15 protein-coding genes and 1 riboswitch are annotated in these 13,517 nt (G+C 71.6%); of the genes, 11 read left to right on the forward strand and 4 right to left on the reverse strand.

Annotated elements, in window-relative coordinates; genetic code table 11:
- Positions 1-78 precede the first annotated feature (78 nt).
- The 4 genes from FLX08_RS16965 (at position 79) to FLX08_RS16980 (ending at position 3,083) form a co-directional block, all read left to right on the forward strand.
- A complete protein-coding gene (locus FLX08_RS16965; RefSeq protein WP_142619826.1) occupies positions 79-1,005 on the forward strand; it encodes an SPFH domain-containing protein in 927 nt (308 codons plus the stop codon).
- Between the two features lie 3 nt (positions 1,006-1,008).
- Positions 1,009-1,266, forward strand: coding sequence for a type II toxin-antitoxin system antitoxin (locus tag FLX08_RS16970; protein WP_142619827.1), 258 nt, complete (start codon positions 1,009-1,011; stop codon positions 1,264-1,266).
- 15 nt (positions 1,267-1,281) lie between these two features.
- On the forward strand, positions 1,282-1,908 hold the full coding sequence (locus FLX08_RS16975; protein WP_142619828.1) for a GOLPH3/VPS74 family protein: 627 nt from the start codon (positions 1,282-1,284) through the stop codon (positions 1,906-1,908).
- A 191-nt stretch (positions 1,909-2,099) separates the two neighbouring features.
- A complete protein-coding gene (locus FLX08_RS16980; RefSeq protein ID WP_142619829.1) occupies positions 2,100-3,083 on the forward strand; it encodes an alpha/beta fold hydrolase in 984 nt (327 codons plus the stop codon).
- A gap of 31 nt (positions 3,084-3,114) precedes the next feature.
- Here FLX08_RS16980 and FLX08_RS16985 read toward each other — a convergent pair whose 3' ends face one another.
- A complete protein-coding gene (locus FLX08_RS16985) occupies positions 3,115-3,780 on the reverse strand; it encodes an HNH endonuclease family protein (protein ID WP_244312695.1) in 666 nt (221 codons plus the stop codon).
- A gap of 121 nt (positions 3,781-3,901) precedes the next feature.
- On the opposite strand from FLX08_RS16985, the gene FLX08_RS16990 reads away from it, so the two are divergent.
- A complete protein-coding gene (locus FLX08_RS16990; protein WP_142619830.1) occupies positions 3,902-4,891 on the forward strand; it encodes a pirin family protein in 990 nt (329 codons plus the stop codon).
- A 125-nt stretch (positions 4,892-5,016) separates the two neighbouring features.
- Here FLX08_RS16990 and FLX08_RS16995 read toward each other — a convergent pair whose 3' ends face one another.
- Complete coding sequence (locus FLX08_RS16995; protein WP_142619831.1) at positions 5,017-5,598, reverse strand: TetR family transcriptional regulator; 582 nt, start codon at positions 5,596-5,598, stop codon at positions 5,017-5,019.
- A gap of 84 nt (positions 5,599-5,682) precedes the next feature.
- Here FLX08_RS16995 and FLX08_RS17000 point away from each other — a divergent pair, with 84 nt between their 5' ends.
- From FLX08_RS17000 to FLX08_RS17020, 5 genes are all read left to right on the forward strand, one after another.
- Positions 5,683-6,891, forward strand: a complete 1,209-nt coding sequence (locus FLX08_RS17000; protein ID WP_142619832.1) for an FAD-dependent monooxygenase — start codon at positions 5,683-5,685, stop codon at positions 6,889-6,891.
- Positions 6,892-6,942: 51 nt separating this feature from the next.
- Positions 6,943-7,857 (forward strand): WD40 repeat domain-containing protein, encoded by a 915-nt coding sequence (locus FLX08_RS17005; RefSeq protein ID WP_142619833.1) that lies wholly within the window; start codon positions 6,943-6,945, stop codon positions 7,855-7,857.
- Between the two features lie 74 nt (positions 7,858-7,931).
- Positions 7,932-9,023 carry a hypothetical protein gene (locus FLX08_RS17010; protein ID WP_142619834.1) on the forward strand — a complete coding sequence of 364 codons (1,092 nt, stop codon included), beginning with the start codon at positions 7,932-7,934 and terminating at the stop codon, positions 9,021-9,023.
- Between the two features lie 298 nt (positions 9,024-9,321).
- Positions 9,322-9,479: riboswitch (cyclic di-AMP (ydaO/yuaA leader) on the forward strand.
- A gap of 131 nt (positions 9,480-9,610) precedes the next feature.
- Positions 9,611-10,129, forward strand: a complete 519-nt coding sequence (locus FLX08_RS17015; RefSeq protein ID WP_142619835.1) for a C40 family peptidase — start codon at positions 9,611-9,613, stop codon at positions 10,127-10,129.
- A 15-nt stretch (positions 10,130-10,144) separates the two neighbouring features.
- Positions 10,145-10,744 carry an alpha/beta fold hydrolase gene (locus FLX08_RS17020; protein WP_280117108.1) on the forward strand — a complete coding sequence of 200 codons (600 nt, stop codon included), beginning with the start codon at positions 10,145-10,147 and terminating at the stop codon, positions 10,742-10,744.
- A gap of 43 nt (positions 10,745-10,787) precedes the next feature.
- Here FLX08_RS17020 and FLX08_RS17025 read toward each other — a convergent pair whose 3' ends face one another.
- Positions 10,788-11,777: a helix-turn-helix transcriptional regulator gene (locus FLX08_RS17025; RefSeq protein WP_142619836.1), complete on the reverse strand. Its 990-nt coding sequence runs from the start codon at positions 11,775-11,777 to the stop codon at positions 10,788-10,790.
- A gap of 93 nt (positions 11,778-11,870) precedes the next feature.
- Here FLX08_RS17025 and FLX08_RS17030 point away from each other — a divergent pair, with 93 nt between their 5' ends.
- The gene (locus tag FLX08_RS17030; protein WP_142619837.1) at positions 11,871-12,269 is read left to right on the forward strand and encodes a VOC family protein; all 399 of its coding nucleotides are present in this window, start codon (positions 11,871-11,873) and stop codon (positions 12,267-12,269) included.
- Here FLX08_RS17030 and FLX08_RS17035 read toward each other — a convergent pair.
- The gene (locus tag FLX08_RS17035; RefSeq protein ID WP_142619838.1) at positions 12,259-13,443 is read right to left on the reverse strand and encodes a glycoside hydrolase family 68 protein; all 1,185 of its coding nucleotides are present in this window, start codon (positions 13,441-13,443) and stop codon (positions 12,259-12,261) included. The two genes, FLX08_RS17030 and FLX08_RS17035, sit on opposite strands and share 11 nt — an antisense overlap.
- Positions 13,444-13,517: the final 74 nt, after the last annotated feature.

Raw genomic sequence — 13,517 nt, forward strand, 5'->3', positions numbered from 1 at the left:
CGGCTCCTCGGGCGGGAACGGGTCTGGCGAAAAGTGATATCACTTTGCTAGTGTCGTGCTAGACACCGAGGAGAAGAGATGACAGACCTGCAGATCTCCGTCGACATGCCGGCCCCCCAGACCCACGAGCGGACGGCGTGGGCGACAGCCGGGTGGCCGCTGCTGGTCCTGGCCCTGATCGGCCTGCTGAGCCCGTTCGCGCTGATCCCGATAGGAGCCGTCGTCGCGGCCGGCGGCAGCGGCGGCACGGGGGCGGCGCTGATCATCGCCGGGGTGCTGCTCCTCCTGGCGGCCGTCGTGGTCCTCACCGGGCTCACCGCGGTCGCCCCCGGCGAGGCGCGCGTGATCCAGCTGCTCGGCCGCTACGTGGGCACGGTCCGCACGCCCGGCCTCCGGTTCGTCGCTCCCTTCACCCAGAAGCGCCGGGTGTCGACCCGGATCCGCAACCACGAGACCGACATCACCAAGGTCAACGACGCCGACGGCAACCCGATCGAGATGGCAGCCGTGGTCGTGTGGCAGGTCGAGGACACCGCGAAGGCCGTCTTCGAGGTCGACGAATTCGTGGAGTTCGTCGCGTTCCAGACCGAGACCGCGGTGCGTCACATCGCCGGCAGCTACCCGTACGACGGGCACGACGACATGCTGTCCCTGCGGCAGAACGCCGAGGAGATCACCGGCCGCCTGTCGGCCGAGATCCAGGCCCGGGTGGCCTCCGCCGGGGTCAAGGTCATCGAGTCGCGCATCACCCGCCTGGCGTACGCCCCCGAGATCGCGCAGGCGATGCTCCGCCGCCAGCAGGCCGGAGCGATCGTCGCGGCCCGCCAGCGCATCGTGGACGGCGCGGTCGGCATGGTCGAGGCCGCCCTGGCCCGCCTCGACGAGCACGACGTGATCGAGCTCGACGAGGAGCGCAAGGCCACCATGGTCAGCAACCTGCTCGTCGTCCTGTGCGGCGACCGCGACGTGCAGCCCGTGGTGAACACCGGCTCCCTGTACCACTAGACCGTGGCGACCGAGAGAAAGAGCATCCTGCTCAGGCTGGACCCGGCGGTGCACGACGCGCTGGCCCGCTGGGCCGGCGACGAACTACGCAGCACCAACGCCCAGATCGAGTTCCTGCTGCGCCGGGCGCTGTCGGAGGCGGGACGGCTGCCCGGCAACGCCGGTCGCATCCCCCGGCGCGGCAGGCCCGCCAAGAAGGAGGCCCCGCCTCCGGAGACTCCCACCGCCGATCCGCCCGCCGCCGATCCACACGACGACTGAGAGGAAGGCAGCTCCGTGGACGTTCCCCGCTCCCTGACGGCTCAGCTCTACCTGCTGGCCTACGACCCCCGCAAGGAGCGGGTGGTGACGAACTTCCGCTTCCCCTACCTGCTGCGCGCCGCCGCGCTCACCGACCTGCTGCTGGCCGGCCGGATCGCCGACGACGGCGGCAAGGTGCGCGTGGTGACGGAGGAACGGCTCGCCGACCCGGTCCTCGACGGCCTGCTTCAGCAGATCGCCCGGTCGGGGCCCCGGCCGTGGCGGCACTGGATCGGCAAGGACGCCCGCGCGACGGTCCGGGCGGTCCGCGACGAACTCGAGACGGGACGCTGGGTCAGGGTCGAGCTGCGCCAGCCCTTCCTCGTCTTCAACAGGAGCCACGTCCGCGTACGCGACCCCCGTGTGGTGAAACGACTCACGACGCAGGTCTCCGCCGCTCTCACCGGCCCGGTCTCCCGGGTCGGGGACCGGGAGGCCGCCCTCATCGGCCTGGCCGCGGCGGCGGAGCTCGGGACGATCCTCCCGCGCGCCAGGCGGCGGGCGCACAAGCAGCGCATCGCCCTGCTGTCCGAACGCGGCGGCCCGGCGACCCCGGCCCTTCGCAAGGTCATCCAGCAGGCCCAGGCCATGAGCGGTGGCTGAGGGGCGGGCCGCATGGTGCCGTCTGCCGTGGGTTCTGCCGGGGGGTTTGCCGTGGGGTTTGCCGATCCGGCAACAGGATGCGGACGAATGGCCAGGTCGGCGGGATGATCGGTGGCAGCTCTCGCGGAGCGGACGAGGCCCGGAACCAGGAGCACCGCCGCCGGCAGGAGCACGCCACCTGGAGGAAACGCATGTCGCACCACGTCCCAGAGATCACGCATCGTACGGTGTCCGTGCCGGGCGGCCGGATCCATGTCGCGGAGCAGGGCATCGGACCGCTGGTGCTGCTCGTCCACGGCTTTCCGGAGTCGTGGTACTCCTGGCGCCATCAGCTTCCGGCGCTCGCGCAGGCCGGATATCGGGCCGTCGCGCTCGACGTCCGCGGCTACGGCCGATCCTCGAAGCCGGCCGCGGTGGACGGCTACCGGATGCTCGCCCTGGTGGAGGACGACGTCGCGCTGGTGCACGCCCTGGGCGAGGAGTCCGCGGTGATCATCGGTCATGACTGGGGCTCGAACATCGCGGCGACGTCCGCCCTGCTGCACCCCGAGGTGTTCCGCGCGGTGGGGCTGCTGAGCGTGCCCTACGCGCCGCCCGGCGGCCCCCGTCCCACCGACGTCTTCGCCCGGATGGGCGGTGACCAGGAGTTCTACATCTCCTATTTCCAGGAGCCGGGCCGTGCCGAGGCCGAGATCGAACCCGACGTGCGGGGCTGGCTCGCGGGCCTTTACGCGGCGCTGTCCGGCGACACCATGCCCGGCCCCGACGCTCCCGACCCGCACTTCGTCGGCCCCGGGGCGACGCTGCGCGATCGGTTCCCCGGCGGGCCGCTGCCGTCCTGGCTCACGGAGGAGGACCTGGAGGCGTACGCCGGGGAGTTCGAACGCACCGGCATGACCGGCGCGCTCAACCGCTACCGCACCATGGACCGCGACTGGGAGGACCTCGCCGGTTTCCACGGCGCCCCCATCAAGCAGCCCTCCCTGTTCATCGGCGGCAGTCTGGACGCCTCCGTGACCTGGATGGCCGGCGCGATCGACGCCTTCCCGGATACCCTTCCCGGGCTGGTCTCCTCCCACCTGCTGGACGGCTGCGGCCACTGGGTCCAGCAGGAACGTCCCGACGAGGTCAACCGGCTCCTGACCGAATGGCTCGACGCCCTGCCCACCGCGTGAGGACACGCTCGGCCCGCGCCGCCGGACCTGTTCACCCGCCGCAGGTGCGGAGCATGTTGAGCAGGGCGACCCTCTCCTTGCGGGTCACGAAGAGCCGGTAGTGGTGCTTCACCGAGATCCACGAGGTCGCGTAGCGGCACCAGTAGGCGCGGCGCGGCGGACGCCAGCTCTGCGGTCCCTGGCCTCCCTTGGCGATGTTGACGGAGTGGCTCACCACGACCAGCTCGGGGCGGCTCACGTCGTTGGCGAACGCGCGCCGCTTCGCCTGGCTCCATCTCTTCGCGCCGGAGCGCCAGGCGTACGCCAGGGGCACGACGTGGTCGACGTCGATCTGCTTCACGCTCTTCAGCACCTTGCCGTCGTACGGGCTGTGCCAGACGCCCTTCACGGCCTGACACGCCCCGTTCCTCCGTACACCCCGGCCCTGGCGGGCGAGAACCAGCTCTCGTGCGTCGCACTCCCCCTTGTGGTGCGCCCATCGCGGCTGGAACCGCCGGTGGCTGTAACCGCGCAGCGACAACGGCTTGGCCACCTTCAGATCCGCCAGCATGCGGCGGGCCGACGCCCCCGGGTGCGCCCGGCCGCGGGCGTCGGCGGCGGCCTGCGGGGCGACCGCGACAGCGGTGATCGGGAGGACGGCCAGGGAGAGAGCGGCGGCCTGGAGGGTGCGAGGTACGGAGATCATGCGTTCAGCCATATCAGTCCCTCCCCGTGGCGCGTGACGATATGCGTGGGGCACCGGGGATCTTCGGGGAATGTCCGGCGATCGCCGATGGTTCCAAGCCCACGGAAGTTGAACATTCAATTAGGAGGCGGCCATGCCCGCTGTCACCGCCGACACCCTGACGCTGCCCCGCGTCGCCGCACCGGATCCCGCCGTCGCGGCACCCCGCCCCGTTCGCTCGGTGACGACCGCGCCCAGCGGCTTCGAGGGCGAGGGCTTCCCCGTACGGCGCGCCTTCGCCGGAGTGCCGCAGCAGGTGCTGGACCCGTTCATCCACATGGACCAGATGGGCGAGGTGGAATACGCCCCCGGCGAGCCGAAGGGCACGCCGTGGCACCCGCACCGCGGTTTCGAGACCGTCACCTACATCATCGACGGCGTCTTCGAGCACCAGGACTCCAACGGGGGCGGCGGCACCATCACCAACGGCGACACCCAGTGGATGACCGCCGGGGCCGGCCTGCTGCACATCGAGAAGCCGCCGGAGCACCTGGTGGTCTCGGGCGGGCTCTTCCACGGCATCCAGCTCTGGGTGAACCTTCCTCGCGCGCACAAGTTCCACCTGCCCCGCTACCAGGACATCCGGGGGCGCGAGGCGGCGCTGCTGGCCTCGTCCGACGGCGGCGCGCTGCTGCGCGTGATCGCCGGGGACCTGGACGGGCACGCCGGCCCGGGCGTCACGTTCACCCCGATCACGATGGTGCACGCCACCGTCAGCCCCGGCGCCCGGCTCGACCTGCCGTGGAACCCGGAGTTCAACGCCCTCGCCTACGTGCTGGCCGGTCAGGGCACCGTGGGCGACGAGCGGCGGCCGGTCCGCAAGGGGCAGCTCGCCGTCTTCGGCCCCGGCGGGTCGCTCACCCTCGCGGCGGACACCGCCCAGCCGCAGGCCGAGCCCAATCTGGAGGTGCTGCTGCTCGGCGGGCGGCCGATCCGTGAGCCGGTCGTGCACTACGGGCCGTTCGTGATGAACACCCGCGCCGAGATCCTCCAGGCGATGGAGGACTACCAGGCGGGCCGCCTGGGCGTCATCCCCGCCGAGCGGGTTCCGCACGCCGACGGACCCCTGACCACGACGGACTGACCCCCACCGGCGCCCGCCGACCGCGCGGGCGCCGGTAGAAGGCCGGCCGAGGAGCGTGCCGGGCACGCTAGCGCGCCCACCCGCCGCTCGGCCGGCCTTACGCGGCGGAGCCGCGATTTCCGCCGTCACTCCGTCCCGAGCCGCCCGCTGATCGTGCGCAGCGCTTCGAGGAGATCGCGGGCCGACGGGGCCTGCTCGGGATCGACGAGCCACTGGGACGCCATGCCGCCGAGCAGCGCCTGATAGAACGCGCCTACGGCCATGGCCTTGCGTTCGTCCGCCGCCGGATCCAGATGTTCGAAGATCGACGCCAGGCCCAGCTTCGCCTGCCGGTTGGCGGCGGCGAACGCCGCGCGCAGCTCCGGCTGCCGGTCCATCTGGGCGATGAGCTCGAACTGGATGGCCCACAGCGGCCTCATCGCGGCGAACGACTCGATGATCCGCGTCCAGGTCGCCTCGAATCGCTGCACGGGCGAGCCGTCGAGTGACGCGTCCGCGGCCAGGGTCTGCTCGATCTCCTTTCCCCATTCCTCCATCGCCTCGATGAGGGCCGCGTCGAGCAGGGCCTTCGTCGATCTGAAGTGATAGCCGATGGCGGCGAGGCTCGTGCCGGCGGCCGCCGCGATGTCACGCGCGGTGGTGCCGGAGTATCCCTTCTCCATCAGGCACCGCTTGGCGCCCGCGAGCAGATCTTCCCGGTTTCCCATGCTCAGAGCCTAGCGTACGGTTCATACAAATGTCTTGGACATTCGTGCTAGACAGGCGATTAAGACGCTTGTACAGTTCCTGGCATGACGAACATCCTGATCTCCGGCGGAAGCGTCGCCGGGCTGACGCTGGCGTACTGGCTCCGCGAGCACGGCTTCGCGGTGACCGTCGTCGAACGCGCGTCCTCCCTTCGGGACGGCGGCTACAAGATCGACATCCGGGGGGCGGCACTCGACGTCGTCGCCCGCATGGGCCTGCTCGACGAGGTGCGGCGGCACAGCACGGACATGCGGGTCGCGCGTTTCGTCGACGCGCGGGGCCGGCAGATCGGCACGATGAGCGCGCAGTTGTTCGGCGGCCGCGAGGGCGACGACGTCGAGATCATGCGCGGCGACCTCACCCGGCTCCTGCACGCGGCGGCCGGAGACGGCGTCGAGTACGTCTTCGACGACTCCATCACCGCCCTGCGGGAAACCCCCGAAGGGGTGCACGTCACCTTCGCGGACAGCGCCCCGCGTACGTTCGACGTGGTGGTGGGGGCCGACGGCCTGCACTCGAACGTGCGCGCGCTGGCCTTCGGCGAGGAGTCGCAGTTCGTCCACGACCTCGGGCACTACATCTCGATCTTCACCGTGCCGAACCACCTCGGCCTGGACCGCACCGAGATGATGCATCCGGCGCCGGGCAGGAGCACCGGGATGTACAGCACGGCGCGCGGCGACGACGCCAAGGCGATGTTCCTGTTCTCCTCGCCGCCGCTGGAGTATGACCGGCGGGACCCCGCCCAGCAGAAGAAGCTGCTCGCCGGCCTCTTCTCCGGCCAGGGCTGGGAGGTTCCGCGCCTCCTCGACGCCATGGAGGACGCGCCGGACTTCTATCTCGACTCGATCAGCCAGGTGCGCATGGACCACTGGTCGTCGGGCCGGGTGGCGCTCGTGGGCGACGCGGCCTACTCGGCCTCGCCGGCGTCCGGTCAGGGCACCAGCCTGGCCCTGGTGGGCGCCTACGTCCTCGCGGGCTGCCTCGCCGAGGCGGCGGGAGACCACGCCGCCGCCTTCGCCGCGTACGAGCACGAGCTGCGGCACTTCGTGGAGGAGAACCAGAAGCTCGCCGCGGGCAACCTCAAGGGCATGGTGCTGAAGTCCGCGGCGCAGATCCGGTTCCAGATGCTGATGCTGCGGCTGATGCCGCACCTGCCGGGGAAGAACCGCATGATCGAGCGGGTCACCGAGCCGATCCGCAAGGCCGCGACCGCGATCACGATCAGGGACTACCGGACCCCGGCCGCGTAGCCACCCGCACGCATCCGCAACATTTCCGGGTTGTCCGGCATCTCACCCCACATGAGACTGCGCACGGTTCTCGCGACACTCCTCCTGACCGCCGTACCGCTGGGCGGGCAGCCCGCGGCGGCCGCCGCACCGGTCACGATCGCGTACGCCCGGTGGACCCAGACCTGGGAACTGGTGCTGACCAACGGAGCCGTGGTGAAGGTGCCGGAAGCGCTCGCCGTGGCGCCCCCCGACGCGGTCAACCCCGGGGTGCGGGCCGCGTTCCTGGTCAGCGGGGACGGCCGGCACTTCTTCTACTTCCGCAAGTCGGACGGCCGGTTCGCCGAGCGGACCCCGCACGGCAGGGAACATGTGATCCGGAAGCTCACGGTGTACACGACCGGCGAAGAATGGCCCTCGGTGTCGTACGACGGCGGTTTCGTGGTCACCGAAACCTCGGCGCCGGGCCTGGGGGCCCTGATCGACCTGCGGAAGGGCAAGAGCCTGCCGCTGCCCGGAAAGACGGACATGTGGAGCTTCGCGGGATTCAGCCCGGACGGCGAGCGGCTGCTGATGCAAGGGGGCGAAGACGGCCGGATGACGGTGTTCGACCGGGGGCTGCGCATCTGCCTGCGGTCGAAGACGCGGCTGTGGGCGACGGCCCTGGCGAACGACCACGTGACGGCGGCCGAGCCCCTCGGCTCGTGGCCGAAGTCGCGCAAGCTGCGCCTGGTCGACCTGCGCACCGGCAAGGCGAGCGGCACCGTGACCGTGCGGCTCCCCCGCGGGCAGCAGATCGACGACCTCGGCTTCGACAAGGCGGGACACCTGATCGTCCGGTCGAAGACCAAAACCGGGGTGACGGTCTACCGGGTCTCGAAGACGACCGGCGCGGTGACGCCGCTGCGGACGCTGGTCAGGCCCGACGCGAAGATCTGGGTGCTCCCCGGGGACGACGAATACGAGCCGTGGACGGAGAAGAAGTGACTCCGGCCCTTCCGCGACGTGTGAACGGCTCCCTTCGGTCAAACGTCGTACTGGTGAGCGGAAGGGGAAGCATCGTGCGCACCGGACTCGTCTCGGGCATGACGGCGCTCGGGCTGGCGTTCCTGCCGGCCGTGGCGGCCTCGGGAGCGGCCCACCAGGGCGGCCAGGCCGGGAAGACCGCGCCGGCGTGGCGGCTGACCAAGGTGAACACCCTGCCCGGGGACGACGTGCTCGACGACGTGACGGTCCTCGGCAACGGGTCGGTGTGGGCGGCCGGTCACCGGGTCGTGAACAGCACGCGGCGGGGCCTGGTCGAGTGGTTCGACGGCCGATCGTGGAAGGTGCTCCCCGGCAGCCCGTCGTACGAGCTGAAGGCCGTGACCGCCGGCTCGGACAAGGACGTGTGGGTCTTCGGCCCGGGAAAGGCGAGCCGGTGGAACGGCCGGGCGTGGGCCACCTTCTCGCTCGGCAGCGGCTTCTCCGCGACGGACGCCGACGGAACGGGCGCGAAGGACGTCTGGGCGGTCGCCGGCTCGTCGGCTTCGGCCAGGCACTGGAACGGGTCGTCGTGGCGGAGCGTCCGGCTGCCGGCCCGCGCCGCCGCCGTCGACGCGTACAGGGCCGGTGACGTCTGGGCGGCGGGGAGCAGGGGCACCCGTCCCGCGATCATGCGGTGGAACGGGAAGTCCTGGGCGCTGGTGCCCACCCCCGCGATCAAACCGCCCGCTCCCGACGCCGCCGCGGTGCTCACCGACATCGCCGTCCTGGGCCCCCGCGACGTGTGGGCCGTCGGCGGCGTGAGCTGGGAGGGCACCAACGACGAGGGCGACGACATGACGTACGACCGCCCCCTGGTCATGCACTGGAACGGCCGCTCGTGGACCGCCTCGGTCGGCACCGTCAACGCCCAGCCGTACACCGAGGTGGAGCCCGACGGCGCGGGCGGCGTGTGGGTGGTGCAGAGCGACTGGAACTCCACCCTGTGGCATGTCACGGGTTCGACGTGGCGGAGCACCCCGATCCCCCGGAAGGCCGGCACGGACGCCGCGCTGTTCTCGATCGCGCGCAGGCCCGGGACGACGACGCTGTGGGGCGCGGGGTTCACCGTGCCGCAGGGCGACCCCGACGACCCCTCGGCCAACGGCGCCTTCTGGCGTACCAACTAGCCGGCGTACGGGTCACACCAGCTACGCGCCCTTCCGCCCTTCCGCGCAGGTCAGGCCTGCAGTCGGACAGATGTGACGAGCGCCACATCTCCTCTGCAGAAGCCTTCTGACCTGCCGCTTCGCGCTTTTGATCCCTTTTATGCAGCACTTACCCTTTTGATGCTCTTTGCGGCGGTATGGGGCTCTTGGTAGTTTCCTTGCCCATCGATGGGGTCCAAGTGACTCCGCCGTTACGAGCCCGGCCCCGCCGAGTTCGACCATCCACAGTCACCGTCGCCACGCCTCTCCGCCCCCCTGGGCGCCGGTGATGCCGAATCCGTGCAGCAAGGAGGCTCGGAGCCGGGGAACCAATCGACCTTCGACGAAGGTCTGGGGTGAATCGGCGCGTCAGCGCCGTAGGGCGACTTCCCTGCCCGAATCCGTCAGCTAACCCGGTAGGCGCAAGCGGAAGACCAAAGGGAGAGATCCCCCTGTTCACCAACTCCACCACTCTGCTCCGCATCGCCTGCGTCACGATCGGTGGCGCGGCGCTCACCGCGTCGGCCGGAGCATTGAGCGCACTCCCCGCAGCCGCCGCGTCGGCGACGGTGACATCCCCGCCCCCGGCCCCGGCCCCCGCCCCGGCCCTCACCTCGGCGGTCATCCCGCCCGCGCCTCCCACCACGACGACGACCACCACCACGTATCCCGCGCCCATGGCGGAGAACTCCGCCACGAGGAAGCTCACCAAGGCCGCTCTCCAGCAGGAGAAGGCCGAGCGCGCCATCAAGGTGGCGAAGAAGCAGCTCGGCGACCCGTACGTATGGGGCGCCACGGGTCCGGGGGCCTTCGACTGCTCCGGGCTGGTCCAGTTCGCCTGGCGCAAGGCCGGCGTCAAGCTCCCGCGTACGACGTGGGCGATGCTCGGCCACGCCAAGAAGAAGGTCTCCCTGTCGCGCCTCAAGCCCGGCGATCTCATCTTCACGAGTGGCGGCGGCCACGTGGGCATGTATCTCGGGCACAAAAAAGTGATCAGCGCCCCCCACAGCGGTGCGGTGGTCAGCGTCGACAGGCTCAACGCCTACTGGAGGGGCAGCTTCCTCACCGCCGTGCGCCCCGGCGTCTGACCTGGAACGTCCTCGGTGGAGACGCACCGCCGCGCGGGGCGTCTCCACCGCACCTCCACCGCATTCCACCGGAGGACACGGCAGGAGCTATGTGTCCTTTCCTCCCTCGGCGGCTGGACCGCCGCCGAGATGGCCGTACGCGACACGGCGGGCGTCATCACCGGGCTGGTGCTGATCGACGCCGTGGGCGTGGACATCCCCGGCGAGCCGATCCGCGGCTTCTTCTCCCTGGACGCCCGCGGCGTCGCCGGATACTCCTGGCACGACTCGCAGCGCTTCTACGTCGACCCGGCCGGCGTCCCCGCCGACCAGCTCGCGCGCCGGGCGGCCGGCATGGCCACCATGCGTACGCTGGCGGGCGACCCCTACATGCACGATCCCAAACTGCTCCGCCGGCTGCGGCACGTCGACGTGCCCGCACTCCTGGTGCGGGGGGAGAGCGACCGGATCGTCACCCCCGCCTACGGCGACGCCTACGCCGGCGCTTTCGCCAACGGCCGGCTGGAGGTGATCCCGGAGGCCGGTCACCTGCCGCACATCGAGCAGCCCGCGGCCGCCTTCGCCGCGATCGACCGCCATCTGCACGCGACAGATTCCCCGGCGGCCACCGCGTAGCTCACCGCTACCCGGTAGCCCGTCGTCACCCGGTAGCCCGCCGTCATCCGGCGGTCCTGCGGGCGGAGGCCGCGAGCCGGTCCGCGAGCGCGGCGACCCGGTCGCGCAGCTCGTCCGGCCGCTCGATGACGAACGGCCGGTCGAGCGAGGCGAGCACCGGAGGCAGCCAGTCGAGCCGCTCCGCCCGCACCTCGATGCGGAGCCACCCCTCGTCCCCGGAATCCGCCGCGGGCGGCAGCTCCTCCACGGCCGCGACGGCGGCGGGAAGCCGGGCGCGGATCTGCTCGACCGTCCCCTGGATCCGCAGGACCACGTCGTGCCGATATCGAGCCGTGGCGAACCCGGCCAGGACGTGCTGCGCCGGATCGAACCCGGCGGGCGGCTCGAACGAGCCGGGCAGGGTCCTCGCGTCCGCGATGCGATCCAGCCGGAAGGTGCGATCCTCGCCGATCTCCGGATCCGCCCCCGTGACGTACCACCGGCCAGAATGGGCGACGAGCCCGTACGGATGCAGGGTGCGCTCGCTGCGCCGCCCGTCGGCGGCGGTGTACCTGATCGAGATCGGCCGGTGATGGCGCACCGCGTCGGCGACGCAGAGCAGCACCGCGGTCCCGGGAACGGCGGACTCGCCGGGCGGAGCCGTGAAGGCGAGGGATTCGAGCACGGTGTCGAGCCGGCGGGCGAGCCGCTCGGGCAGGACCCGCCGGATCTTGGCCGCCGCCGTCTCGCTCGCCGTGCCCGTCGCCGTCGTCAGCCCCGCGCGGCGACCGGCGACCAGCCCGAGCAGCACGGCGAGCGCCTCGTCGTCGCTCAGCATGAGCGGGGGCATGCGATATCCGGGGGCGAGGCGATAGCCGCCGTATCGGCCGCGCACCGACTCGACGGGAACGTCGAGGTCGATCAGGTGGTCCACGTATCGCCGCACGGTGCGCTCGTCGACGCCGAGCCGGTCGGCGAGCTCGGCCATCGTCCGGGTGCCGCCCGACTGCAGGAGCTCCAGCAGCGTGAGAACGCGATGAGTAGGTCGGGCCACGTCACACAATCTAGTGACAATACTGGGCGGTTTCTGTCCGGTATCCGCCCTAGTGTTCCCGGGAGAACGACCCCGGGAACCAGGGAGATCACCATGGACTTCGTATCCATCCGCATCATCACCGACGACGTCGCACGCCTCGTGGGCTTCTACGAGCGGGCCACGGGCGTGCGGGCACGTTGGGCGAGCGAGGATTTCGCCGAGATCAAGACCGCCTCCGCCACCCTCGCGATCGGCAGCACCCGCACCGTCCCGCTCTTCGCGCCCGGCGCCGCCCGGCCGTCCGACAACCACAGCGTGATCGTCGAGTTCCTCGTCGACGACGTGGACGGCGTGCACCGGAGCCTGGCCGGCCACGTCGAGGAGTTCGTCCAGGAGCCCACCACGATGCCGTGGGGCAACCGGTCGCTCCTGCTGCGCGACCCCGACGGCAACCTGGTCAACTTCTTCACCCCCGTCACCCCGGCCGCCGTCGCGAGGTTCACCCGCTGACGGCTCCCGCGGACTCGGGAACGACCACGGAAGTGGCGTCCTCGCGCAGGGTGAGTTCGAGAACCGGCGCGATCGTCCCGCCGAAGGCGGCCCTCGCCGCGGCGGGCCCGGCCGTCCACGGATCCGGCCCTCCGATGGCGCGGTAGTTGAGGAAGCTCACGACCTTCAGGTCGGGCAGGACCAGCCAGGCGTACGCCTGGTCGGGCTCCTCCACGGGATTGGCCAGCACGAGCCCCGAGCCGTTCAGCGGCGCGTACGGCCCGGCGAGGGCGGGCGCGACGAAGCCGTAGAGCCCGGTGGGGGCGCTTCCGCGAGGGTGGAACGACTGCCGCTGCGTGCAGAAGAAGAGGTAGTACGACGACCCGTGCACCACGATGTGCGGCCGTTCGATCTCGTGGTTGACGCCGTCGGCCACGAGGAGGGGCGGCCGCAGCGACCAGCCGCCCGGTTCGGCCGCGGCGAGGGCCACCGCGCCCATGAAGGGGTGGTCCGCGCCGGGGGACGCCGCGACGGACGCGGCGACGAGCAGATATTCGCGTCCGTCGGCGGGGTCGCGGAACCAGCCGGGATCACGGAAGGCCTTGATCCGCCCGGGTCCTCCCTCGATCTCGTCGGCGGGCAGGTAGGTCACGCCGTCGGAGCGGAGGACCTCCCGGTGCTCGGCGGCCTGGTCGAGCAGGATCCGGCCGCCGTCGGTGACCAGCCGGGTGCGGGCCTCCACGACGGTCTGGGCGAACGTCGGGCGGGCCTCCCCCCGGCGGCCGGCGGCCGTGTAGAACACCGACACCGTGCCGTCCGCCCTGCGGACCGTCGACCCCGACCATTCGCGGCTGCCCGGCGAGGCGCCGTCGGCGAAGACGTGGCCGAGGTCGGCCCAGCCGCCGGCGTCCCTGGCGAGCAGCCGGAGACGGGCGCGGTCGTGACGCTCCTCGGGGTGGCCGAGCGCGGGCGCGGCGAGCGCGATCCACAACTCACGGCCCCCGGCCACGGTCGTCGAGCCGTCCTCCTCCTGGATCGGCCACAGATCCCAGATGTCGTCGTGGGGGAGCACACGCGGCGGCGAGGGAAGGCCGATGACCGGCGCCGTCGTCGCCGGGCCGCCGACCGGCGCGGCGAGGTGCCCCCGCGTCCAGCGCGCGGGCTCGCCCCGCACCGGTTCGGCGACGCCGTTCACGCGGCACCCCCGTCACGTCGCCGTCCCCCGGCGAGCACCTCGTGCGCGCCGGACCGGGTCTCCGGTCCGGGCGT

The sequence above is a fragment of the Microbispora hainanensis genome (genome assembly GCF_006874475.1).
GTDB classification, from domain to species: Bacteria; Actinomycetota; Actinomycetes; order Streptosporangiales; family Streptosporangiaceae; genus Microbispora; species Microbispora hainanensis.

What these genes read in the sequence shown, in the direction of transcription:
- FLX08_RS17005 (WP_142619833.1), top strand. Translation starts at nt 6,943, where the DNA reads ATGAGACTGCGCACGGTTCTCGCGACACTCCTCCTGACCGCCGTACCG.
- FLX08_RS17000 (WP_142619832.1), top strand. Translation starts at nt 5,683, where the DNA reads ATGACGAACATCCTGATCTCCGGCGGAAGCGTCGCCGGGCTGACGCTG.
- FLX08_RS16965 (WP_142619826.1), top strand. Translation starts at nt 79, where the DNA reads ATGACAGACCTGCAGATCTCCGTCGACATGCCGGCCCCCCAGACCCAC.
- FLX08_RS17030 (WP_142619837.1), top strand. Translation starts at nt 11,871, where the DNA reads ATGGACTTCGTATCCATCCGCATCATCACCGACGACGTCGCACGCCTC.
- FLX08_RS16995 (WP_142619831.1), bottom strand. Translation starts at nt 5,598, where the DNA reads ATGGGAAACCGGGAAGATCTGCTCGCGGGCGCCAAGCGGTGCCTGATG.
- FLX08_RS16980 (WP_142619829.1), top strand. Translation starts at nt 2,100, where the DNA reads ATGTCGCACCACGTCCCAGAGATCACGCATCGTACGGTGTCCGTGCCG.
- FLX08_RS16985 (WP_244312695.1), bottom strand. Translation starts at nt 3,780, where the DNA reads ATGGCTGAACGCATGATCTCCGTACCTCGCACCCTCCAGGCCGCCGCT.
- FLX08_RS16990 (WP_142619830.1), top strand. Translation starts at nt 3,902, where the DNA reads ATGCCCGCTGTCACCGCCGACACCCTGACGCTGCCCCGCGTCGCCGCA.